This is a genomic window from Paenibacillus sanfengchensis (assembly GCF_036864765.1).
GTDB lineage: Bacteria > Bacillota > Bacilli > Paenibacillales > Paenibacillaceae > Fontibacillus > Fontibacillus sanfengchensis.
Genome location: NZ_JBAGJC010000006.1, coordinates 206,297 through 228,386 on the forward strand (window position 1 = coordinate 206,297; position 22,090 = coordinate 228,386).

The window sequence follows — 22,090 nt, forward strand, 5'->3', positions numbered from 1 at the left end:
CCGCGTCTATAATGACTATTGTAATCCGCAGTCTATAGTTCAGGGGAGCTGGAAAAAGGCCGGCTGAGATTGTATCCCGCAAGATACTGACCCTTAAACCTGATCTGGGTAATGCCAGCGTAGGAAGAATGCTTTAGCATGGGCTTATCGTCATTTGCCATGATACCTACGCGTCCCGATCCGGGGCGCTTTTTTTCTGCCTGTGGGAAAAATTGGGACGCCACCATTTCAGATAATTCGGAACTTCACACGAACGTGACTGCGGAAATTCAAAATCCATATAAAGGAGAGAATTTCTGTGAAGCAAAGAACATGGGCACTGCTTGCCGTATGCGCCCTCCTGCTGGCCCTGACGGCTTGCGGACAAAACGCCGGCAAAACCGCGAAGACCGGCTCGGCCGCATCTGGCCCGAACACGGCTGAAAAGCCGCGCGACGTCAAAATCGTGCTCGACTGGAGCCCGAACACGAACCATACCGGCCTTTACGTAGCCAAAGAGCAGGGCTACTACAAAGAGGAAGGGCTGAACGTGGATATCGTTCTGCCGGGGACCGGAGGCGCCGACGCCATGGTCGCGTCGGGGGAGGTCCCTTTCGGAGTGAGCGTGCAAGAGAACGTTACCCAAGGGCGAATCCAGGGCGTTCCGCTGGTCTCCATCGCCGCGGTCATCCAGCATAACACCTCGGGCTTTGCCGCGCCTGTCGATAAAGGGATTAAGACCCCTAAGGACTTTGAAGGCAAAACCTACGGCGGCTGGGGCTCCCCGGTGGAGGAAGCCGTCATGAAATCGATTATGGACCAAAGCGGCGCCGACGTCGGCAAGGTCAAGTTCGTCAACATGGGAGAAGCCGATTATTTTACCGCGGTCAAACGGGATATCGATTTCGCCTGGATCTTCTATGCCTGGACCGGCATTGAAGCCGAGCTGCGCGGCGAACCGCTGGATATGCAGTATGTGAAAGACTATTCGGAACAGCTGGATTACTACACCCCCGTGATCGTGACGAACGAGAAAACGATCTCGGATGATCCGGAGCTGGTCAAAGCCTTCATGCGCGCCACCTCCAAAGGCTACCGTTATGCGATCGAGCATCCGGAGGAATCCGCGGAAATGCTGCTGAAAGCCGTGCCGGACCTGGACAAGGATCTGGTTGTGGCCAGTCAAAAATGGCTGAGTCCGAAATACCAGGAGGATGCCGCCCGCTGGGGAGAACAAAAGAAAGAGGTTTGGCAAAATTACTCCGACTGGATGCAGAAATTCGGATTGCTCGAAAAACCGCTCGACACGGACAAGGCGTTTACGAACGAGTTTTTACCGGAATCTTAAAACAGGAAATCAGGAGCACCCAACCTATAAATAAAATAAACGGAGAGGATGAAATATGATGCCAAACGCATTGCTCAGCATTCAAATCATTCCCAAAACCCCCAACGGCGAGGATGTGATCCCTTACGTGGACCGCGCCATCGAGGTCATTCAGGCTTCCGGGGTCAAGTATCAGGTCAACCCGCTCGAAACGACCATGGAAGGCGAGCTGGATGAGCTGCTCTCGATCGTCAAGCAAATGAACGAGGCGGTTATCGATTTCGGGAGCACCGGCATTATTTCGCAGATCAAAATTTCCTATAATCCGAAAGGCGTCAGCATGGACAAGCTGACCGAGAAATATCGTCCATGAAGCTTCGCCGGCTCTGGAACAGCACATGGCCGCCCTTAGTGGCGGTCATCCTGTTTTTAGTCCTGTGGCAAATGGCGACCTCCCTGTTTCATATCGAAGAGTGGATCCTCCCGAGTCCGTCCGATATCGCCAGGGAGGCCGCCGCCAACTCGTCGGGACTGTGGGAGCATACGCGGGCCACGCTGGAACTCATGATTCTCGGCTTTGCGATAGGAACGGGAGTCGGTCTGCTGGTCGCTTTTGTGCTCCATTACGTCCCGTTTTTAAAATCATCGCTGTACCCGCTCATCATTCTCAGCCAGAATGTGCCCACCATCGCGCTGGCTCCATTACTTATGATCTGGTTCGGTTTCGGCATCCTGCCCAAAATTATCGTCATTACGCTCGTCTGCTTCTTTCCGGTCGCCGTGGCGGCGATGGACGGACTGACCCGAACCGACCGCGTGATGCTCGACTATATGCGGATGACGGGGGCGAGCCGGGGCGAAATTTTCCGCAAGCTGGAGATCCCTCATGCGGTCCCTTCCATGCTGTCCGGTATCAAAATAGCCGCCACTTACAGCGTCATGGGCGCGGTCATCGCCGAATGGGTCGGCGCCGAGAAAGGCATCGGCTATTATATGATGCTGCAGAAGGCTTCCTTCCGCACGGACCGGATTTTCGTGGCCATCGCCATTATCGTGGCCGTCAGCCTGGCCATGTTCACCCTCGTCGCCCTGCTGGAAAAATGGCTCGTGCGCTACAAGTCCGCGGGCGATGACAATTAGAAAGAGGTGCCAAACAAATGACGTACACGGAAAAATCGCCGCTCTCCCCGCCGCCCGCACTGGAGGTCCGGGAACTCACCCTCTCTTTTCGGGAGCGCCGGAAGAGCCTTCCCGTCCTTAACGGAGTATCCCTCTCCGTGGCCGAAGGAGAATTCGTCTCGATCATCGGCCCGTCGGGCTGCGGCAAAAGCACGCTGTTTCATGTCATCGGCGGGCTGCTGAAGCCCGACGCGGGAAGCGTGATGGCCGGCGGAACGGAAGTCACCGGGCAGCGGGGCCTGATCAGCTATGTGCCGCAAAAGCCAGCCCTCTTCCCTTGGCGGACTACGCTCGATAACGTCCTGCTGGCCCGGGAAATTTCGGGCGGCGCTGACAAGGAAGCCCTGGCCGAAGCCAAGGAATGGCTGGTCAAAGCAGGACTCGGCGGCTTTGAGAAAGCCTATCCGCACATGCTTTCGGGCGGCATGCAGCAGCGGGCCGCTTTTCTGCGCGGGCTGTTGGCTCCCCAGGAAGTGATGTGCCTGGACGAGCCCTTCAGTTCTCTGGATGAGCTGACTCGTACGGAGATGCAGCACTGGCTGCTTGATCTGTGGGAGACCCGGCGCCGCTCGGTCATCCTCATCACGCACAGTATCGAGGAGGCGCTGATGATGTCGGACACGATTTATTTGCTCTCCAATCGTCCGGCCCGGGTGCTTCACCGGATAGAGGTCCCTTTTCCCCGGCCTCGTCGGGAGGAGCTGACGGAGGATCCCGCCTTTTTGAGACTCAGGAAGGAAATTGGCATTCAAATGAGGGAAGAGCAACGCAAAAGGCCAAACTGACGGCGGTGTTCCTCCGGTCACTTTGGCCTTAAGCTATTATGTAAAATGCAATTAGAGCGAAAAGATGCTTAATGTTTCAATAGGGAGCTTGACAATGGCATGAACGACGTCCGGATCGAACTGAATATTGGCATACCGAATCAACTCCAGCCTGGCTTCGCTCACCTGGATGCTCCGCCGATACACCTTGTTGGAGGTCATTGAATCAAAAGCGTCGATCACCGCACAGATGCGGGCGCCCAAAGGAATTTCCTCGCCGCTTAATCCGTCGGGATACCCTTTGCCGTCCCACCTTTCATGGTGATGCCGAATGATCTTCACGATTTCCTTGGAAAACCCGGGATTGCTCTCCGCCATCCTGGCTCCGATAATCGGATGCTGTTTAATCAAAGCCCACTGGCTGCTGGTGAAGGGTTCTCTTTGCGTCAGGATTTCCCTGGGGATAACTGATTTTCCGATATCGTGAAGAAAACAGCCCCTTACCAGCTGTCTCTTCTCCTCATCACTCAATTCAAGAGGCTCCGCGATTTTCTCGGCCAGCATGGCTACCCTCGAAGAATGATAATAGACATGCGGGTGCTTATGAAGCAATATCCGCAGCCACATCGCGGCATCCGGTTCTTGGTCTAGCTTTAAGCGTTCAATATGTAGGTCTGAATCGTTCACCGGCTTACGCCTCCTAAAACTTGGAAGTCCTGACATGCATCATTAACATTATAGGTCAAAAGTTGCGAACTGACTAGGAATAAAGTGATAACATTCCTAAAAATAATATTTTTTCATAATTAACCGGCAATAAGGAGGAATTCGTGATGATGGATGCCCATATTCACTTGGATTTATATGAGAAGTCCGCCAGAGACGATCTGCTGCGGGAAGCGCAACAACGAGGGATCGACGGATTGGTCGGCGTCTCCATGCATCTGGATTCCTGCCGGAGCAACCTGGCTCTGTCGGACCAGTACCCCGGACTCATCCACCCCGCCTTCGGCTTTCATCCGGAGCAACCCCTTCCTTCGCCCGAAGCCGAAGCGAGGCTGGTCCAATGGATAGAAGCGCATGCCTCCCGAATGGTCGCGATCGGTGAAATCGGGCTGCCCTATTACACCCGGAAGGAAAAGGAAAAGCGCGGGGAAGCCTTTCCCCTGGAGCCGTATATTTCCCTGCTGGACCGGCTGCTTGGGCTCGCGAAGCGCCTCGATAAACCGGTCGTGCTCCATGCCGTTTATGAGGACGCCAAACTGGCGTGCGATCTCCTGGATCGGCACGGCATCGCCAAGGCGCACTTTCACTGGTTCAAGGGTGCCAAGCCCACCATTCGCCGGATGGCCGAACAGGGATACCTTATTTCTTTTACCCCCGACCTTTTGTACGAAGCCGAAATCGCCGAGTTGGCCCGCTACTATCCCCGGGACCTCGTGATGGCCGAAACCGATGGCCCTTGGCCATTTGAAGGTCCTTTTGTCGGACAGACCACGCGGCCGGACATGGTTAACGAGGTAGCGAAGGCTTGGGGCCGTCTGCTGGGACTCTCCTACGGGGAGGCCGCGGACAGGTTAACGGAGAACACCCGGGCTTTTTATCGGATATAAAAAGCAAAACCTGCGGAAGCGATGACTATTGACAATCGCTATTCCGCGTGAAATAATTCGATATATATCTAATTAGTTGAGCATCAAAAAAAGGAGGCCATCGCACATGCAGCTCGACCGTCTCGTTCAATTTCATAAAGCGGTAGGCGACGTGACGCGAATCCGGATCATCGCGCTTCTCAAGAACGGCCCGCTTCACGGGCAAGCTTTGGCGGGCAAGTTGGGGGTCTCGCCGCCCACGGTAACCCACCACATGACCAAATTGCGCGAAGCCGATCTAATTTACGAACGCCGGGATAAGAATACGATTTATTTTTATCTCAACGAAAAAAGCCTCGCTTTGCAGGCCCGGGCCATATTAACCGTCGGAGACGGGGGCGCCGACGAAAGCGGGGATCCGGGGGGTGACAAGACATTGGACCGCATGGCGGTGATTCGCAATTTTTTTACCAAAGACGGCCGTTTAAAGCATCTGCCCGCTCAGCAAAAGAAGAAGCGCATGGTGCTTGAGCATTTGATCCAGGGCTTGGAGCCGCACCGAAAATATGCCGAGAAGGAAATTAACGAATACATTCTAAAATTTCACGAGGACTTTGCCACGATTCGCCGGGAATTCATTATGCACCAGTATATGTACCGGGAAGACGGCATTTATGAGCTGAATCCGCCGGAACTGTGGGAGAAGCCCTGACAGGTGCCGATCGGGCGCGGGAATAGAGATGGATCATCGAGCGGGATATGCGGCTTGGAGCCTGCCTGCTCTCTTTTTTTGTTAACTAATTAGATTTTCATAAAATTAGATGTTAATAAAATCGATCAATTATGGAGGATAAACATCATTATGAACCCCTGGACCGTTCTGCGACAAGAAAAAGACTATGCAAGACTGTTCACGGCCGGAATCGTGAACGGCATGGGGGACCGCTTCAGCCAGGTTGCCGTGCTTGGCCTCTTGTTGACGCTGACCGGTTCGGGCCTTGCGATCGGCATCACCTTTGGCGTCAGACTTATCCCTTATTTGATGTTTGGGCCGCTCGGCGGCATGCTCGCCGACCGTTTCTCCAATAAGCGGGTGATGATCGCCACGGACCTGATTCGGGCTGTCTTTGCGCTGACGCCGCTGCTGGTCCGCGAGGCCGCGGACGTATGGTTGATCTACGCAAGCTCCTTTCTATTGTCCGCAGGGGAAGCCGTCTACGCCCCGGCCCGCATGTCGGCGATCCCCCGCCTGGTTCGGAAGGATCGTCTGCTTCAGGTTAACAGCCTCGAAGAGGTCATGACCGGCCTCGTGCTGATCGGAGGCTCGGTCAGCGGCGGCTTCGTGGCCGCTAAATTCGGCATGGAGGTCCCCTTCCTCCTCAACGCGTTGTCCTTCCTGGCCGCCGCCCTGCTGCTTGCCCGGCTGCCGCGGCTCAGCGGCTCCTCGCCGGACAGCGGCTGCGCCCACGGCCCGGGTCAGGCCGCCGCAGACGAGAGCGCTGACGGCTTCGCCGCGCCAGCTTCGGCTTCGGCCCCGGCCGCCGCCTCGCCAACCGTCGCCGCCTTCCGCGGGCTGCTCGCCCGCTCGCCCTTCCTCCGGCTGATGCTGATCATTTTTGCGGTCTGGCCGGTCGGAGACGGCATCTTCAATATTTTGCTCAGCGTCTATGCGGTGGAAGTGTTTCACATGGGCGATCTCGGGATCGGGCTGCTGTACGGAGCGCTCGGTGCCGGGCTGGTCGCCGGATCCGCGCTGACGGGCCGATTTGCCCGGCGGATCAAGGCCGCCGCAGTCCTGACCCTGCTGCTGGAAGGGATATGCCATATATTGATCAGCCAAAGCGGATCGTTTGGTCTGCTGATGGTTCTGCTGGCGGGAACGGCGATATGCTCAGGAATCGGGAACGCCTGCAACCAGACGATCCTGATGACGCTCGTACCCGATAAAATTCGAGGGAGATTTATGGGGATGCTGGCCACGCTGCAAAATACGATCATGGGGGTGGCGATGCTTCTCGGCGGTTTTTTGCTGGATGTCCTGTCCCCCCGTATGCTCGGCCTGATAGGAGGGGGGCTGCTTACGGTCACTGGAGCTATATTCGCCGCCGTGTACAGCGCCTCCCGTACGCTCCGCGCCACTCCCGTCTCCGCCGACAGGACGGGGGATACCGGAGCGTCCGGACATTAGCGGGCTTCTTCCATTTCTTTGACGCCAGGCAGATGAATAGGGGCCCTTTGCGGCGCTATTTTGTCGAATTCAGCTGAACGATGTGAAATAGCGGCTTATTGAGGTCTTATTTGGGAAAAAAGCGGGCCAACCCCTGACTTCGGGGCCCGCAGCAGTCCAATAAGGGCTTTTTTCACCGCTATTGTCCCCCCGGAAGCGAATCGGGCCGAAATAGCACCCCAAAAGGCCGCTAATGCGGTGGGCGGCTAGGGAAATAGCAGGGCTGTTGCAAAGCAAAGGGATTATGACTTTACTTCAGTCCAAAGCCGCGCCGCCGCAAAAACTCCCGCATATGAAGCCGGGCCGGCTGCGCGAGCTTCTCCGCCATCAATACGGACCAAGGGGTGTCCTTCATACCGCCGGTCCGGTCCCGCAAATACTTCACCATCGTCTCATCGTAGGCTTTCACCCCTGCTTCCGAGCGTTCGGCGTCATAGCCGTTCCAGTGCAAGACCGCCTCCAGCGGCAGGCGGGGCCGGAGGCCCGGCTCCTGGTCCGAATAGCCGACGCACATGCCGAATACGGGGTAGATCAGTTCCGGCAGCCCCAGCAGTTCGGCCACCTCCTCACTCCGGTTGCGGATGCCGCCGATGTACACGATGCCGAGCCCCAGCGATTCCGCGGCGACCGCCCCGTTCTGCGCCGCCAAGGCCGCATCGACCGTCGCTACGATGAAATTTTCCACCGCGCCCTCATAGGTCTCGGTTCCCGCCGGAAGATGGCGTTCCGCCGCCGATTTCAACCGGGAAAGATCCGCGCACCAAACCAAAAATACCGGGCACTCCGCAATGTAGGTCTGGCTGCCGCACAGTTCCGCCAGCTTGTCCTTCCTGTCTTCCTCGGTGACAGCGATGACGCTGTAAGCCTGGACGTTGCTGGAACTGGACGCCATCTGCGCCGCGGCGACGATCTCCTCCACTTGTTCCCGGCCGACCGGACGGTCGCTGTATTTTCGGATCGAACGATGATTCTTCAGCAGATTAATCACTTCATTCATTCGCTTTCACTCCCAATCCCAACATAATAAATCAAGGTCAAAAATTCATACTGCCCCGATGAATTCCATTATGATTTTATATCTTCTCTGCAAACGTGTATATTATCCTTATTAAAAACCGGCCGTTCATTAACTTTTTAAGCTAATGAACGGGCCGCTTGCCGTCTTTTATAATTTGACTCTTTGAAGTCTTAAGGCATTTAACACAACGGAAACCGAACTCAGTGCCATAGCCGCCCCGGCTAGCCATGGAGCCAAGAACCCAAGCGCCGCAACGGGAATTCCAATGACGTTATAGGCTAACGCCCAGAACAAATTCTGTTTGATGTTCGACATCGTCTTTTTGCTCATAAATATGGCGTCCGGAATGCTGTTCAAGTCTCCTCTCATGAGCGTTACATCCGCAGCTTCCATAGCCACATCCGTACCGGTCCCTATCGCCATACCGATGTCCGCCGTAGCTAAGGCGGGCGCATCATTAATGCCGTCTCCGACCATCGCTACTTTCTTCCCGGACTCCTGAAGCTTTTTCACCTCGGCAGCCTTGCCCTCCGGCAGAACCTCCGCCAACACCTTATCGATTCCCGCCTGAGCCGCAATGGCCTTCGCGGTCCGTTCATTATCGCCGGTAATCATGATGACATCAATACCAAGATCTTTTAAGCGTTTCACCGCTTCTTTGGAAGTCTCTTTTATCGTATCGGCCACGGCGACCATGCCGGCATATTGACCCTCTATGGCGACGAGCATCGCTGTCTTTCCCGTCTCCTCCAATCGATTCATCTTGCCGAATGCGCTGTCTGCCTGGATACCGTACTTCTGCATCAGCCTGCGGGTCCCGATATGCAATTCGAGTCCGTCGACCATCGCGCGAATCCCATAGCCCGTAATCGCCTCAAATTGCTCCGATGGCGGCAGCTCGATCCCTTTTTCCTGAATCCCCGCAACAATGGCTTCGGCCAGAGGATGCTCGGAGTTTTTTTCCGCCGCGCCAATAAGCCGCAAGAACGCCCGCTCATCCATCCCATTTTCAGCGATAACATCGGTCAGTTCGGGTTTTCCTTTGGTTACGGTCCCTGTTTTATCCAAAACGATCGCCTCAATCCGATGCGTGGCCTCCAGATGCTCGCCGCCTTTGAAGAGTACCCCAAGTTCGGCGGCGCGGCCGGAACCGGCCATAATCGAGGTTGGGGTTGCCAAGCCAAGGGCACACGGGCAGGCGATAACCAAGACGGCAATAGCTTTTTCGAGCGCACTGGCGAAGCTTCCCGGTTCCACCACAAAATACCAAACAAGGAAGGTTACAATGGCAATTCCCACGACAATCGGGACAAAAATCCCTGAAATGATATCGGCAATCCGTTGAATCGGGGCTTTAGAGCCTTGGGCCTCTTCCACCACTTTAATGATTTGCGCAAGCGCTGTTTCTTTGCCCACCTTGGTTGCCTGAATTTGCAGCATCCCATTTTTATTGATCGTCGCGCCAATCACCTTATCCCCCGCGCGCTTCTCAACCGGAATACTCTCCCCGGTCAACATGGACTCATCCACGGATGAAGTACCGTGAACGACCTCGCCGTCGACAGGGATCTTCTCTCCCGGCTTCACTACAACAACATCGCCGGCCAAAACCTGTTCAACCGGCACGACCATCTCTTGACCCGCTCTAATGACCGTGGCGGATTTGGCTTGCAGTCCCATTAGGGTCTTGATGGCTTCCGAGGATCTGCCCTTGGCAAGTGCTTCAAAAAGCTTGCCCAGCAAAATTAATGTAATCAAAACGGCGCTCGTTTCATAGTAAAGGTCGACCTGGTGATGTCCATGCGCGTTTATCGTTTCGATCGTCTGGTAAAGACTGTAGAAATAGGCGGCCGAAGTCCCCAATGCAACCAATACATCCATGTTCGCGCTGCCGTTTCTGAGCGCCTTGTAGGCTCCAATGTAGAATTGACTGCCGATGATAAACTGGACCGGCGTAGCTAGAGCAAGTTGGAACCACGGATTCATGAACAGGTCCGGAAGCCAGATGAACGAAGTGAATGAAAAGTGGCTGACCATAGCCCAGAGCAGCGGAAAAGACAGAAGAGCCGAAACCAGCAATTTGAGTTTCTGGCGTTTGATTTCTTTCTGCCGGTGATCCCCGGCTTCCTTCTTCTCACCTTTTAGCGCCGCTTTATAGCCGATCTTTTCAACCTTCTGAATCATGTCGGTTGGGGTGACCTCCGCCGGATTATATTCGACATGCGCCGTCTCCAGGGCCAGATTCACCGTCGCTTTCGTCACGCCCGGCAATTTGTTCAGTCCTTTTTCGATTCGCGCCGCGCAGGCGGCACAGGTCATGCCCGTTATTTGAAAATCCGCGGACTCCCCGACCGTGCCATAGCCTAACGCCTGAATCTTCTGTTCCATTTGTGACGGATCGGTTTTGCTTGGATCAAAAGTAATCGCCGCTTGTTCGAGCGCAAAATTTACTGTGGCTTGAGAAACTCCCTCCAGCTTGCTCAGCCCCTTTTCGATCCGATTGGCGCACGCGGCACAGGTCATGCCTGTAATCTGTAAGGTGGTTTGTTGTTGTTTTGAACCTTCACCGCTACTCATATCAAACTCCCCTTCGCATAATACCCCCGAGGGGTATAAAGGATTTGTCTCCATCATATTATACCCCCCCTGTGTATGTCAACAGATAAATTATTAATCATCCCCAGCACTTTTTCAAAGGAGCGATATCGCCATCGGAAAAAGAAAGCACCTGTCTCCGAATGAGAAAAAGCTGCCTGATTCCTTTTAGTATGCCCGCCCCCTAACCTATATAGGTTGAACTAAAGAATTGGCGTTGGGCAAGGATATGAAATGGTGCCCACCACCGTCGGAGTCTACATTATTAACGGGAAAATCTCCCGTTAATGTACCGCTCTTGGCTCTTCGATCGGATTTAGCTGGAAAAGCTCCATCTATTTCGCGGCCCTATTGCCGATATACACAATTTCAGGCGAATTAGCGGGAGTTTTTCCGGGTAATTGGTCTAAGCAGCCGCATACGCAGCAAATTAACGGGAGGAATTCCCTTTAATTCGAAACAAAGAACCCTTTCCCCCGCTATCTAGTGCCCCATCGGACAGCGTAGTGGGGGAAAATGAGAATCCGCTGCTTCAACTATGATTTGGAGTGAGGTGCTCGATAATTAAGTAGTCTCACGCCCACAGACATCCAAATCCGTATCAAGCCCACGGCTAGACTATCAAGGTACCTAGCGCACTTCCAACTCCAAAAGATGCAAATCTGCAGGTATTTCTAGCGATTTTAGAGAAACGGGCCTATTTCGTCGAAAATTCCTGCAGAATTGCAGGAATCCTCAAATTTTTGTTCCGAACAGGAAAAATCCTGCAGATATGCAGGAATTCTATGCTACTCAAGGCTCAAGGTTGTCTGACGGGGCACTAGTATGCAAATCAATAGTTCAAACTATATAGAAGTTAGAAGCCCGAGCAGTAAATATATCGCCATACCCCACACCACCAGGGCCGAAACCTGATTGATCCGCTTAAGCAGCGTGCCGTTTCCGTCCAGCCCGCCAACGAGGCGGCCGGCCAGGGCCAGGCCGACAAACCAAAGCCAGGATACCAGGATCGCCGCCAAGGCAAAAACCGCTTTCCCTCCCCCCTCATAGCTTAGGGAACTGGTTCCGATCACGCCGATCGTATCGAGAATCGCATGCGGATTCAGCAGGGACACCGACATGGCGAACAACACCTGCTGCTTGGCGGGCAGGCCCTTGCTCCCTTCCGGGTTCCCCGAAGGAGAGCTTCTCCAAATCGACCAGCCCATGTATAACATAAAGCAGGCCCCACCGATGAAAAGAATAACTTTTAACCACTCCAGCGTGAGGACAATCAGGGATACCCCGAGGACCGCCAGCAGAATCAGCATCGTATCGCATACCGAAGCGGTAATGACCGCGGGAAGCGCCCGCGTCCACCTTTTTCCGGATGCCCCTTGATTAAATATGAATACGTTTTGAACCCCCAGCGGCAAAATCAGGCCGAGAGCAAGAACAAAACCGTGAATGAACGCCGTCAACATCGCCTCTCTCTTCCCTTCTCTCTTTGATGGTCATTCCTCCCGGGATCATAGACCCCTTGGTTATTGTAACCGCCCGGCGATGATCTGGCTCCATCCATTTGGATGGATGTTGAACCAACCAAACTGTATAATGAAGAAAACTGTCGTGTCTTCTTCATAAAAGGAGCTGATCTATGTGGAGCCTACTTCCTGGCAGCCGAACCGCCGCTCCGGGATTCCGCTGCACACGCAAATCTTCGAATATCTCCGCGACAAAATCGCAGGCGGCGAATGGCCGGTCGGGATGCGGATCCCGTCCCAGCGCGAGCTGGCCGCCCGCTTCGGCGTCAACCGCAGCACCGTGGTCGCCGCGATGGACGAGCTTGCCGCCGCCGGCATGGTCGAGACGGGACGCGGCGGCGGAACGCGCGTCGCGAACCGGACGTGGGGCGTGCTGACCTCCGCCCCGCCGCCGGACTGGAATTCCTACGTCAGTGCGGGAATTCACCGTCCCAACCTGCCGGCCGTGCAGGAAATCAACCGGGCGGAATTCCGCCCGGGCATGCTCCGCCTCGGCACCGGCGAGCTGGCGCCGGAGCTGCTGCCGAGGCCGGAGATGGGCCGCCTCCTCAAGCGGATGGCGGACCGCGTCCCCGAGCTCGGCTACGGCGAGCCGAAGGGCGACCCCGGGCTGCGCGAAATCCTTGCCGCCCGCTTAAAAAACCAGGGCCTGGCCATCTCCCCGGAATCGATCCTGATCGTTTCCGGCGCGCTCCAGGCCCTGCAGCTGATTTCGGTCGGCCTTTTGCGGCGCGGATCGGTAATCCTGCTCGAACGGCCGTCCTATTTATACTCCGTGCCCGTGTTCCAATCGGCCGGCATGAGGCTGCAGGGCGTGCCGATGGACGACCAGGGGCTTCGCCCCGAACTGGTCGCTCCTTACGCCCGGCAGTATGGCGGCTCGCTGCTCTATACGATTCCCACGTTCCATAATCCGACGGGGACCGTGATGAGCGAGCCCCGCCGCGCCCGGCTGCTGGAAGCCTGCCAGGCGGCGGGCCTGCCGGTGCTGGAGGATGACGTCTACCGGGATCTGTGGCTGGACGAGCCGCCCCCGGCTCCGCTGAAAGCCGGGGATTCAAGCGGCAGCGTCCTTTACCTCGGCAGCCTGTCGAAGACGCTCAGCCCCGGCCTGCGCATCGGCTGGATCGCCGGGCCCCAGCCGGTCATTGAGCGCCTGGCCGACATCAAAATGCAGAGCGACTACGGCTCCAGCGCCTTCTCCCAGCGGATGGCGGCGGAGTGGCTGTCCAGCGGCATCTACGACGAACACCTCGACCGCCTGCGCAGCGCCCTGCGCTTCCGCAGACAAATCGCCGCCGAGGCGTTGGACCGGCATTTTGCCGGGCTGGCCGACTGGAACGTGCCCGCCGGCGGCTTCTATATTTGGCTGCGCCTAAAACAAGCGGCGGCCCCGCGCAAGCTGTTCGATGCGGCTTTAAAGCAGGGCATACTCATAAACCCCGGACATCTGTATGACCGGGAAGCCGGCAACTGCCTAAGACTCTCCTACTCGTACGCCTCCTTGGATGAACTGGAGAGCGGCATCGCCCGCCTTGCCGGCATCGTGGCCAAGTTATAGGCTTGGAGGCTGACGCAAAAGCAACTTCTCCCCCTCTCCAAGCGTCTATCCTAAAAAGGAGGGATCCGACAGTGACCCTAAATCGTGCAAGAGCGGCCGTCTGCCTGTTGGGATTGTTTTTTGCGCTGACCGGCTGCGGTGGCGATAAACCCGCCGAACCCGCGGTCCAGGCTCCGCCATTGGCAGGTGAATCGGATAGAACGCATCAGCCGAAGGCGGAAGAAACCGCTGGCGGGACGAAACCGGCCACAGCCGCCGTTCCCGACGGCGATCAGGACACGCACAGATCGGCCGGTGAACTCTATCGCCTTGCTTTTGAAGCGATGTTTTCCATGGACGAGGCGCTTAATTCGGAAATGAAGTACATCGCCCTCGATCTGAGCGACCTCCCGCAATTAACCGATGCGGACAGAGAGCACCTCCTTTCATCGTTTGCCTTCGGGGATGTGGACGTCCGGGACGCCACAATGGAGGAACTCAAAAAAGAAGAGCCCGAGTTCAAGGAAACAATGGTGCTGCAAGGTATTTTGCTAAAAATTAAAAAAGTGGAGCTCGGGGAGAACTCCGCCGTGATCGAAGGCTCGAAGTACCGGTCCGGTAAGGGGGCTATCGGGGCAAAGATTACACTGGAGCTTAAAGAGGGGGCTTGGAGTGTTACCGAGTCCGAAATGACTTGGATCAGTTAATAGGATGATCCCTTAAAGAACGGGTACCCTGCCGGAACAGGCAGAAGGTGCCTGTTTTTTTAATTACCAATTTACAATAAATACTAAAAGTGATATCATACAAATATCAAAACAATATATACATTAAGGAGTGTCAGTTATGAAAGAAAAGGAATTATCGTACGTGAACGGTTTTGTCGCGGTGCTGCTTATCCTGGCCCTGATGGGCGCGGGCGCTTATCTGATTTCGCTTGAGATCACTCTGCCGATGGTGGCAGGCATTGTAGCCTGTGTGATCGGCTTCGTGCTGTTGACCGGGTTGACGATCGTGCAGCCGAACCAGGCGAATGTCGTCACCTTTTTCGGACGCTATCTTGGCGTCATTCGGAAGAGCGGGTTCTATCTGGCCGTGCCTTTTTCCACCCGCAAAAGAGTATCCTTGCGCGTCCGCAACTTTAACAGTGCCAAGCTGAAGGTCAATGACGTCAACGGGAATCCGATCGAGATCGCCGCGGTCGTCGTGTTCTCGGTGGTCGATTCCGCCAAGGCGCTCTTCGAAGTGGATGAATATGAAACGTTCGTGGAGATTCAAAGCGAAACGGCGCTGCGCCACGTCGCCAGCAAATATCCTTACGATCAGCCCGACGGCACCGGTTTTTCCCTGCGCGCCAACTCGGAGGAGATCGCCCTGGAGCTGACGGATGAACTCCAGAACAGGCTGTCCATCGCGGGGGTAAAAGTAATTGAATCGCGCCTGACCCACCTGGCCTATTCGACGGAGATCGCCAGTGCGATGCTGCAGCGTCAGCAAGCCGAAGCCATTATCGCCGCCCGCGAGAAAATCGTCGACGGTGCCGTGACCATGGTGCAAATGGCGATTCAAAGACTGCAAAACGACAATCTCGTTGAGTTGGACGATGAACGGAAAGCCGCTATGATCAACAATCTCCTCGTCGCCGTCGTATCCGACCGTTCCGCCCAGCCGGTCATCAATACGAGCACGCTGTACTAATGCTGGCGCGATAGGCAAATGGCAACCAAAAAAAGCTTTCCGCTGCGCCTGGACCCTACTCTTTATGCAGCTTTGGAGCGCTGGGCGGCTGACGAATTCCGAAGCGTGAACGGTCATATCGAATATCTGCTCCGGGAGGCATTGCGGAAAGAGGGACGCCTTCCTTCTCCGAAGGGGACGTCCCGTAAGGAGGATTAAGCGATGCATACGGTTAAAAAGTTAAACAAACCTTGGTGGGTATCGAAATCCCAGGCTTTGCTGCAGCAATACGCGGAAACGCACAGCGGCGTCTACGTGCGGACTTCATTTAAAGGCTGGAAATATACCGGCCAGCATGTCCGCAAAGAGTTAAAACAGGGTATCGGAGCACTCTATGTGACTTTGGCCGATGCGGGCTCTGATTCTTCGAAACAATGGTCCTCCGCCGTGAAATTCTGCTTCATGCCAAGGCGGAAACTTGAGTTTAGCCTTAAGCGCTCCAAGCATCCGCTGGCCCTGCCTTTTCATCCGGAATTGCGTTCCGCTTCGCTCCCCCATTCGGCCATGAACAAGACGTACCACGCGAAGGCCACCCATCCCGGATTGCTTCGCCTGATTCTGAAGCAGGAAGGGCTGTACGAGGCTTTGGAGCACCTCCCCGGCGCCCGCGTAAAGCTGCGGATCAAGGGGAGCCGGGGGATACTGACCGTGTCCGGGCTCAGCAAGAAGCCTGATCTCGCCTTTCTTGAGGCAGGTGTCAAGGTGGCTTTGCATTTTATTGAGGCGCTTCACGAACACGGATTTGTCCGCGAGAAATGAGACCTAATTGAAAACTCCCTTGAATCGGATGGATTCAAGGGAGTTTTTTTACCCCACCAATAATACCTGCCAGGGGTATATTTCAAGCGACAGAACGGGTGTGCCTTATACCACGTCGTATCCTTGGTCTTCGATGGCTTCTTTGATGGCTTCTAGGGTGATTTTGTTCTCATCATAAGAAACGGTTACGCTCTTTGCAGAAAGATCGACTTTGGCCGTCGCCCCAAGTTCTTTTACGGCTCCCTCCACGGAATTTACGCAGTGGTTGCAAGACATGCCTTCAACTTGCAGAGTAATGTTTGCCATTTCATATTCCTCCTGATGGATTAGTAGTTTATTTCATCAATTTATTGACCGTGGTTAACAGTTCATCCACAACTTCGGTCTCACCGGCCTGAATGCGCTCGATCAGACAACTCTTCATATGCCCTTCCAACAGCAGCTTCCCGACACTGTTCAATGCGGATTGCACGGCTGCAATCTGGTTCAGCACATCATCGCAATAGGTGTCCTTCTCGATCATGCCTTTGATCCCGCGGATCTGGCCCTCAATCCGATTAAGCCGGCTTGTCAGATTATTCTTGACCGCAGCCGAATGATGGCTGTGCCGCACAGTTCCTTCATGACCGGAGCAGGCATCCTCAGCCCCTTCATGGCCGGCATGCTCAGGCTTGGTATTCGCAGCCATTCATCCATCCCCTTTCCGTGTTCGTCTTCATCCCGTACTTACAAACTTATTATAAAATACCCTATGGGGGTATGTAAAGATTTAATTTTCTCTCTCCCTTTATTTTCCCCTTCCGGCTTTTTTCTAACCTTCGTTTGTTATCCCTTGCCGCCTAATATTTTTTTGTCGAAACCGACGACATCAGGCGTCCTATCCGGAGACGGATGTTTCTTTTGCGCAGCATATTGAGGCAATGATGGTAGGCGATCTTGTACAACCAGGATGAGAAGGTTGCCTTTGCCTCAAACGAACGAATTTTCGTAAACGCTTTGATGAATATTTCCTGAACCGCATCCTGGGCATCTTGCGTGCAGCCGAGCATTCGGCAGCAATAAATATATATCTGCTCAAAGCGATCCACCTCCCCGGCCCGGACGCGCCTGATATACTCTTCGATGGGATCCAACCTTTCAAGACCTCCCCGCTTTTTTTCCTTTAGGTAATATGACACTTCTACTCCGGGGAAAGGGACACCTGCTCGGATCCTTTTAACGGTAAAAATGAAAAAAACACCCTTGCAGGTAAATCCCCGAAAGGTGTCAAGTAATACGCTTGTTTGGTCATATTATTATGATGACAAAATCATACTTCTTCGAACAGTGGATTTAAATTCGAAAATTCATCCGTAAGGGAGCGGATCGTCGCTGATTTCGAACCCATATGATATATGTCGGAATCAAGGCGCCCTTGGCCCGGCACAGTTGCTTAGCCGTCGCAATGAAGACGGTCCTGCAACTATATTAACGGGAAAATCTCCCGTTAATCTTCAGCGTTAGGACCATCGCTTCGATTTAGCGGGAAAACCTCCCTTTATTTCGCGCCTCAAACGTCGGTCGTCAATATTTCGGGAAAATTAGCGGGTATTTTTCCAGCTAATCCGCCCATTCATCCATATAGCCACCAAAATAACGGGAAGAATTCCAGTTAATTGCCCACTCGACCCACCCCGACGGATTTTGCACAAAAAAAATGCCGCACTCTCTTCAACCAAGAGGTGCGGCGTTACATTTAAACTTGGATATGATTTTGTATCTTATTGGTATCCCCAAATCATCGTAAGCAGGGTTCCGAACACTGTGACCAGACCGACGAACAAGGCGTAAGCGATATTGGTGTACAACGCCTTCTTGGAGCCGCTCTCGCCGATGTGCATGAACAGGAAGAGTTGCACGCCCATTTGGATCGTGGCGGAAATCAACAGGATGGTCATGCCTACCGCAGGGGACATATCCCAGAAAACGACGGACAGCGCGACCACGGACAGGACCAGCGAGAACAGATATCCCATGACGTGGTGAAGCGGGAACAGTTTTTTCATGTCACATCAGTCCTTTCAAGTAGACAAAGCTGAAGATGAAAATCCAGACCACGTCGAGGAAGTGCCAGTACAGCGAGAAGATGAACGATTTGTTCGCCGTATCGAGCGTGAACCCTTCGCGCTTGATTTGCAGCATCAGTCCTCCGCCCCACAGCAGACCCAGCGTAACGTGAGCCCCGTGTGTCCCGAGCAATACGAACAAGCTGGACAAAAACGCGCTTGTCTGGAGGGTTGCACCTTCATGCACATAGGTTACAAACTCCATGATCTCCACCCCGAGGAACCCGAGGCCGAGCAGCAAGGTAATCAGGAAAAACACCAGGGTGGCCTTCTTGAAACCCTGCCGCATACTGTTGATGGCCAGACCGATGGTGAAGCTGCTGGTAAGCAGCAGGAAGGTTTCGATCAACACCGGTCCGATCTCAAAGATTTCATGCCCCGACGGTCCGTTGCCGGTACGGTTCCAGAGCGTAAGGTACACGGCAAACAGCGTCGAGAACAATACGATTTCCGCGCCGAGGAACAGCCAGAAGCCGAAAATACGGTTGCTGTTCTCTTCCGAACGGTACTCCAACGGCAGCGTATTATCTAATTTCATACCTGTTCACCCCGCAATTTTGACTCCGTCTCCAGAATTTCCTTGACCGGGATATGCCGGCCGTGGTCGCGTTCGAACGAACGTACCGCCAGCATGACCAGAACGCCGATGCCGGCGACGATGGCCGGTACCCACCAACTGAATACCATGAAAAATCCGAAGAAGAAGAATATAATCCCCAGAATAACCGGCTGACCGCTGTTATTCGGCATATGAATCTCTTCAATTTTGTCTTCGTAGAGCGCAGGGCCGCCCTTTTTAGCTTCCCAGAACGGATCCAGTCCGTTTACCTTCGGCACAACCGCAAAGTTGTACTCCGGTACCGGGCTATGCGTACTCCATTCCAAGGTCCGGGCATTCCACGGATCGCCCGTCGTATCTCTTGGCGCGTAACGGAAGCTCCAGTAAATGTTGTACACCAGCAGCACAAAACCGATGGCCAGGCCTACCGCGCCAATCGAGGCGATCAGGTTCAGCGGACCGAAGCCCGTGCTTTCCGAGTAGGTGTACATCCGGCGCGTCATCCCCTTAAGGCCGAGGAAGAACAGCGGCAGGAACGTTACGTTAAAGCTGATGGCAATGGTCCAGAAGGCCAGCTTGCCTTGGCGCTCGTTAAGCCGGAACCCGAACAATTTCGGGAACCAGTAGTAGAAACCGGCGATGACCGCAAACACCGTACCCGGAATCAGCACATAGTGGAAATGCGCTACCAGGAACATCGTATTGTGGTACTGATAATCGGCGCTCGCCATCGCGAGCATAACGCCGGTTACGCCGCCGATCGTAAAGATCGGAATAAAGGCGAGCGAGTACAGCATCGGCGTCGTAAACTCGATTCGGCCTTTTTGCAGCGTGAATAGCCAGTTGAATATTTTAACCCCGGTAGGAATGGCAATCGCCATCGTGGTGATCGAGAAGATCCCGTTGACCATAACCCCGTGACCCATCGTGTAGAAGTGATGCGCCCATACGACGAAGGAAAGGAGGGAAATCACGATCATACTCCATACCATGGATTTGTAGCCGTACAGATTTTTGCGCGAGAAAGTAGAGATAATTTCACTGTATATCCCGAAGGCAGGAAGGATAACAATATAAACCTCAGGGTGCCCCCAAACCCAGAACAGGTTGGCCCAGAGCATATCCATCCCGCCGTTCGCCATCGTGAAAAATTGTGAGCCGAACATGCGGTCGAACATCATAAGCGCCAGCGCCACGGTCAGGACCGGGAAGGCGAACAGGATGATGACGCAAGTGATGAGCACCGACCAGGTGAACATCGGCATGCGCATCAGGGTCATGCCCGGCGCACGCATTTTCAGAATCGTAGCGATAAAGTTTACGCCTGTCATCAGCGTACCGATCCCCGCGATCTGAAGCGCGATGGAATAGTAGTTGTTGCCGACGGTGGGGCTAAATTCGATGCTCGCCAGCGGGAAGTAAGCGGTCCAGCCTGCGTCCGGGGAGCCCCCGATGACGAAGGAAATGTTGAACAGCATCGCCCCGGCGAAGAAGAGCCAGAAGCTGACCGCATTCAACCGCGGGAACGCCACGTCACGCGCTCCGATTTGGAGGGGAATGACGACGTTCATCAGCCCGATGACAAAAGGCATCGCCATAAACAGAATCATAATAACCCCATGGGTCGTAAAAATCTCGTTGTAATGCTGCCCGTCCAGAAGCCCGTTTTCCGGAACCGCCAGTTGGGCCCGCATTAGGAGTCCGTCGACACCGCCGCGGAACAGCATCAATAAGGCGGCGATGATATACATTATGCCGATACGCTTATGGTCAACGGTCGTCAACCATTCGCGCCACAAGTAGCCCCATTTTTTAAAATAGGTGAGCCCGATGATGATCGCTAGCGTGGCGACCACAATGCTGACCATGGCGCCGTAGATCATCGGTTCTCCAGTGACGAAAAATTCGTCCCATTTCATCTGTAGCTAGCTCCCTTCCGTTAGTTAGTGGCCGTGCGATTCATGCCCGGCGTCTTCTGTTTCCGAATGGTCCATATTCATCTCGGAGTGATCCATTTCCGAATGATCGGAATGGTCCGTCTCTTCGCTGTCACCATGGTTATGGCCGGCATTTTCGCCCTCAGGTGCCGGTCTGAATTCCAAATGCGTGGAGGTGTAAGTCTTTCTTCCGACATGGCTTTCCTTGAGGAGCGAATCGAATTCCTGCTCCGTCAGTGCGGATGCCGTCTCTTTGACTTCCTTCACCCATTCGTCGTACTCGCCGGGCGACATAGCCAACGCCTCGAATTCCATGTGAGCAAAGCCTTCGCCCGAGAAGTTCGAGTTCTTGCCCATATACGAACCCGGGTGCTCGGCAACCAGATTCAGCTTATTGACCATATCGCTCATCGCATACTTCTGTCCGCCGAGTTGCGGAATCCAGAAGCTTGTAATCGGTCCGTAAGCGTACAATCTAAATTCGACCGGACGATTCGTCGGGATGTTGACATAGTTTACCGTCTCGATCCCCTCTTCCGGATAACTGAAGTGCCATTTCCAGTTGGAGGATGCCGCATAGATGACCAGCGGCTTTTGATCTTCATATCCTTCCGGCACCGTCTCGACCGCGGCCGTGCTCTTCACCGTAACTACGGACAAGATTGTAACGATAATGACCGGAATGGCGATCCAAGTGATCTCCAGCCACTTGCTTCCCTCGACATGAGGCGGTTCATAGTCCGGAGCCGCTTTGGAAGCGCGGTATTTGGTAAGCATGTAAATGTAGAGCACATAAACAACCAGCAAGATCAGTGCCATTACAAGCATGGAAAAGATGATGACGTTAGATTGTGTCTTGGCCACAGGTCCTTTCGGGTTTAAGACCGCTAGAGACTCACACCCGGTCAGGAGGACAAGAAGAGCTGTAAATACAGCAAGCAGCAATCCTTTCCTTTTCATAGGTTTCCGATACCCCTTTCTAATTGGTAAAGCTCATCACGAGCAGGCGGGATGATTTTTAATAGTAATCGTTTAAGAATTATGTTAGGAAAGTCCGGAAATTTAAACAATTCATAGAGTTAGACATTTTTTCAATATTTTTACAATTAGGACATGCACCTGTCATGCGTTTTGCCAACACAATCCCGATTTAAGCCCGTTTCAACTCGAATTCCGGCAAAATCAGCGATTTTGATAATTGTTCACAATGATCTCAAAACAAGTCACAGTTCGCAAAATTGTCATATAA

Annotated in this window: 23 protein-coding genes and 1 riboswitch; of the genes, 12 read left to right on the top strand and 11 right to left on the bottom strand. The window is 54.1% G+C overall.

Translation table 11 applies throughout. The features are described from left to right. Positions 1-31 precede the first annotated feature (31 nt). Positions 32-143, top strand: a riboswitch (TPP riboswitch). Positions 144-292: 149 nt separating this feature from the next. The 4 genes from V4U84_RS15320 to V4U84_RS15335 are packed head-to-tail and all read left to right on the top strand — an operon-like array spanning position 293 to position 3,270. Beyond that, on the top strand, positions 293-1,327 hold the full coding sequence (locus V4U84_RS15320) for an ABC transporter substrate-binding protein (RefSeq protein WP_416367254.1): 1,035 nt from the start codon (positions 293-295) through the stop codon (positions 1,325-1,327). Between the two features lie 58 nt (positions 1,328-1,385). After that, positions 1,386-1,679, top strand: coding sequence for a thiamine-binding protein (locus tag V4U84_RS15325; protein WP_334074927.1), 294 nt, complete (start codon positions 1,386-1,388; stop codon positions 1,677-1,679). Next, positions 1,676-2,446 (top strand): ABC transporter permease, encoded by a 771-nt coding sequence (locus tag V4U84_RS15330; RefSeq protein ID WP_334077475.1) that lies wholly within the window; start codon positions 1,676-1,678, stop codon positions 2,444-2,446. Before V4U84_RS15325 ends, V4U84_RS15330 begins: the two co-directional genes overlap by 4 nt. 17 nt (positions 2,447-2,463) lie before the next feature. Beyond that, the gene (locus V4U84_RS15335; RefSeq protein WP_334077476.1) at positions 2,464-3,270 is read left to right on the top strand and encodes an ABC transporter ATP-binding protein; all 807 of its coding nucleotides are present in this window, start codon (positions 2,464-2,466) and stop codon (positions 3,268-3,270) included. A 51-nt stretch (positions 3,271-3,321) separates the two neighbouring features. Here V4U84_RS15335 and V4U84_RS15340 read toward each other — a convergent pair whose 3' ends face one another. Beyond that, positions 3,322-3,936, bottom strand: coding sequence for an HD-GYP domain-containing protein (locus V4U84_RS15340; protein ID WP_334074855.1), 615 nt, complete (start codon positions 3,934-3,936; stop codon positions 3,322-3,324). A gap of 146 nt (positions 3,937-4,082) precedes the next feature. On the opposite strand from V4U84_RS15340, the gene V4U84_RS15345 reads away from it, so the two are divergent. From V4U84_RS15345 to V4U84_RS15355, 3 genes are all read left to right on the top strand, one after another. Beyond that, complete coding sequence (locus tag V4U84_RS15345) at positions 4,083-4,862, top strand: TatD family hydrolase (RefSeq protein ID WP_334077477.1); 780 nt, start codon at positions 4,083-4,085, stop codon at positions 4,860-4,862. Between the two features lie 106 nt (positions 4,863-4,968). After that, complete coding sequence (locus tag V4U84_RS15350) at positions 4,969-5,553, top strand: DUF2087 domain-containing protein (RefSeq protein ID WP_334077478.1); 585 nt, start codon at positions 4,969-4,971, stop codon at positions 5,551-5,553. Between the two features lie 150 nt (positions 5,554-5,703). Continuing rightward, entirely contained in the window at positions 5,704-7,029 is a 1,326-nt protein-coding gene (locus V4U84_RS15355) for an MFS transporter (RefSeq protein WP_334074858.1), read from the top strand. 289 nt (positions 7,030-7,318) lie between these two features. Here V4U84_RS15355 and nfsA read toward each other — a convergent pair whose 3' ends face one another. From nfsA to V4U84_RS15370, 3 genes are all read right to left on the bottom strand, one after another. After that, positions 7,319-8,065, bottom strand: coding sequence for an oxygen-insensitive NADPH nitroreductase (gene nfsA, locus V4U84_RS15360; RefSeq protein WP_334077479.1), 747 nt, complete (start codon positions 8,063-8,065; stop codon positions 7,319-7,321). Positions 8,066-8,233: 168 nt separating this feature from the next. Further along, entirely contained in the window at positions 8,234-10,663 is a 2,430-nt protein-coding gene (locus V4U84_RS15365) for a heavy metal translocating P-type ATPase (protein WP_334077480.1), read from the bottom strand. 863 nt (positions 10,664-11,526) lie between these two features. Continuing rightward, positions 11,527-12,144, bottom strand: a complete 618-nt coding sequence (locus V4U84_RS15370; RefSeq protein ID WP_334074861.1) for a LysE/ArgO family amino acid transporter — start codon at positions 12,142-12,144, stop codon at positions 11,527-11,529. 175 nt (positions 12,145-12,319) lie between these two features. Between V4U84_RS15370 and V4U84_RS15375 the strand changes: the two genes are divergently transcribed. The 5 genes from V4U84_RS15375 (at position 12,320) to V4U84_RS15395 (ending at position 16,240) form a co-directional block, all read left to right on the top strand. Continuing rightward, positions 12,320-13,765, top strand: a complete 1,446-nt coding sequence (locus tag V4U84_RS15375) for an aminotransferase-like domain-containing protein (RefSeq protein ID WP_334077481.1) — start codon at positions 12,320-12,322, stop codon at positions 13,763-13,765. A 71-nt stretch (positions 13,766-13,836) separates the two neighbouring features. After that, a complete protein-coding gene (locus V4U84_RS15380; protein WP_334074863.1) occupies positions 13,837-14,451 on the top strand; it encodes a hypothetical protein in 615 nt (204 codons plus the stop codon). Between the two features lie 139 nt (positions 14,452-14,590). Continuing rightward, entirely contained in the window at positions 14,591-15,442 is an 852-nt protein-coding gene (locus V4U84_RS15385; RefSeq protein WP_334074864.1) for an SPFH domain-containing protein, read from the top strand. 18 nt (positions 15,443-15,460) lie between these two features. Continuing rightward, the gene (locus tag V4U84_RS15390) at positions 15,461-15,640 is read left to right on the top strand and encodes a type II toxin-antitoxin system antitoxin (RefSeq protein WP_334074865.1); all 180 of its coding nucleotides are present in this window, start codon (positions 15,461-15,463) and stop codon (positions 15,638-15,640) included. Between the two features lie 3 nt (positions 15,641-15,643). Then, positions 15,644-16,240, top strand: coding sequence for a hypothetical protein (locus V4U84_RS15395; protein WP_334074866.1), 597 nt, complete (start codon positions 15,644-15,646; stop codon positions 16,238-16,240). Between the two features lie 105 nt (positions 16,241-16,345). Here V4U84_RS15395 and copZ read toward each other — a convergent pair whose 3' ends face one another. From copZ to qoxA, 7 genes are all read right to left on the bottom strand, one after another. Then, entirely contained in the window at positions 16,346-16,546 is a 201-nt protein-coding gene (copZ, locus tag V4U84_RS15400; protein WP_334074867.1) for a copper chaperone CopZ, read from the bottom strand. A 28-nt stretch (positions 16,547-16,574) separates the two neighbouring features. Beyond that, a complete protein-coding gene (locus V4U84_RS15405) occupies positions 16,575-16,928 on the bottom strand; it encodes a metal-sensitive transcriptional regulator (RefSeq protein WP_334074868.1) in 354 nt (117 codons plus the stop codon). Positions 16,929-17,079: 151 nt separating this feature from the next. Next, positions 17,080-17,373 carry an RNA polymerase sigma factor gene (locus V4U84_RS15410; RefSeq protein WP_334074869.1) on the bottom strand — a complete coding sequence of 98 codons (294 nt, stop codon included), beginning with the start codon at positions 17,371-17,373 and terminating at the stop codon, positions 17,080-17,082. Between the two features lie 627 nt (positions 17,374-18,000). Continuing rightward, complete coding sequence (gene qoxD, locus V4U84_RS15415; RefSeq protein ID WP_334074870.1) at positions 18,001-18,285, bottom strand: cytochrome aa3 quinol oxidase subunit IV; 285 nt, start codon at positions 18,283-18,285, stop codon at positions 18,001-18,003. Position 18,286: 1 nt separating this feature from the next. Next, complete coding sequence (gene qoxC, locus V4U84_RS15420) at positions 18,287-18,883, bottom strand: cytochrome aa3 quinol oxidase subunit III (protein ID WP_148455435.1); 597 nt, start codon at positions 18,881-18,883, stop codon at positions 18,287-18,289. Beyond that, positions 18,880-20,823 (bottom strand): cytochrome aa3 quinol oxidase subunit I, encoded by a 1,944-nt coding sequence (gene qoxB, locus V4U84_RS15425; RefSeq protein WP_334074871.1) that lies wholly within the window; start codon positions 20,821-20,823, stop codon positions 18,880-18,882. The genes qoxC and qoxB overlap by 4 nt, the downstream gene beginning before the upstream one ends. 24 nt (positions 20,824-20,847) lie before the next feature. Continuing rightward, positions 20,848-21,801 (bottom strand): cytochrome aa3 quinol oxidase subunit II, encoded by a 954-nt coding sequence (qoxA, locus tag V4U84_RS15430; RefSeq protein WP_334074872.1) that lies wholly within the window; start codon positions 21,799-21,801, stop codon positions 20,848-20,850. Positions 21,802-22,090: the final 289 nt, after the last annotated feature.

Excerpts from the sequence above, each read along its gene's own strand:
- V4U84_RS15325 (WP_334074927.1), top strand. The coding sequence starts at position 1,386 with ATGCCAAACGCATTGCTCAGCATTCAAATCATTCCCAAAACCCCCAAC.
- V4U84_RS15330 (WP_334077475.1), top strand. The coding sequence starts at position 1,676 with ATGAAGCTTCGCCGGCTCTGGAACAGCACATGGCCGCCCTTAGTGGCG.
- V4U84_RS15335 (WP_334077476.1), top strand. The coding sequence starts at position 2,464 with ATGACGTACACGGAAAAATCGCCGCTCTCCCCGCCGCCCGCACTGGAG.
- V4U84_RS15345 (WP_334077477.1), top strand. The coding sequence starts at position 4,083 with ATGATGGATGCCCATATTCACTTGGATTTATATGAGAAGTCCGCCAGA.
- V4U84_RS15350 (WP_334077478.1), top strand. The coding sequence starts at position 4,969 with ATGCAGCTCGACCGTCTCGTTCAATTTCATAAAGCGGTAGGCGACGTG.
- V4U84_RS15355 (WP_334074858.1), top strand. The coding sequence starts at position 5,704 with ATGAACCCCTGGACCGTTCTGCGACAAGAAAAAGACTATGCAAGACTG.
- nfsA (WP_334077479.1), bottom strand. The coding sequence starts at position 8,065 with ATGAATGAAGTGATTAATCTGCTGAAGAATCATCGTTCGATCCGAAAA.
- V4U84_RS15365 (WP_334077480.1), bottom strand. The coding sequence starts at position 10,663 with ATGAGTAGCGGTGAAGGTTCAAAACAACAACAAACCACCTTACAGATT.
- V4U84_RS15370 (WP_334074861.1), bottom strand. The coding sequence starts at position 12,144 with ATGTTGACGGCGTTCATTCACGGTTTTGTTCTTGCTCTCGGCCTGATT.
- V4U84_RS15385 (WP_334074864.1), top strand. The coding sequence starts at position 14,591 with ATGAAAGAAAAGGAATTATCGTACGTGAACGGTTTTGTCGCGGTGCTG.
- V4U84_RS15390 (WP_334074865.1), top strand. The coding sequence starts at position 15,461 with ATGGCAACCAAAAAAAGCTTTCCGCTGCGCCTGGACCCTACTCTTTAT.
- V4U84_RS15395 (WP_334074866.1), top strand. The coding sequence starts at position 15,644 with ATGCATACGGTTAAAAAGTTAAACAAACCTTGGTGGGTATCGAAATCC.
- copZ (WP_334074867.1), bottom strand. The coding sequence starts at position 16,546 with ATGGCAAACATTACTCTGCAAGTTGAAGGCATGTCTTGCAACCACTGC.
- V4U84_RS15405 (WP_334074868.1), bottom strand. The coding sequence starts at position 16,928 with ATGGCTGCGAATACCAAGCCTGAGCATGCCGGCCATGAAGGGGCTGAG.
- qoxD (WP_334074870.1), bottom strand. The coding sequence starts at position 18,285 with ATGAAAAAACTGTTCCCGCTTCACCACGTCATGGGATATCTGTTCTCG.
- qoxC (WP_148455435.1), bottom strand. The coding sequence starts at position 18,883 with ATGAAATTAGATAATACGCTGCCGTTGGAGTACCGTTCGGAAGAGAAC.
- qoxB (WP_334074871.1), bottom strand. The coding sequence starts at position 20,823 with ATGAAATGGGACGAATTTTTCGTCACTGGAGAACCGATGATCTACGGC.
- qoxA (WP_334074872.1), bottom strand. The coding sequence starts at position 21,801 with ATGAAAAGGAAAGGATTGCTGCTTGCTGTATTTACAGCTCTTCTTGTC.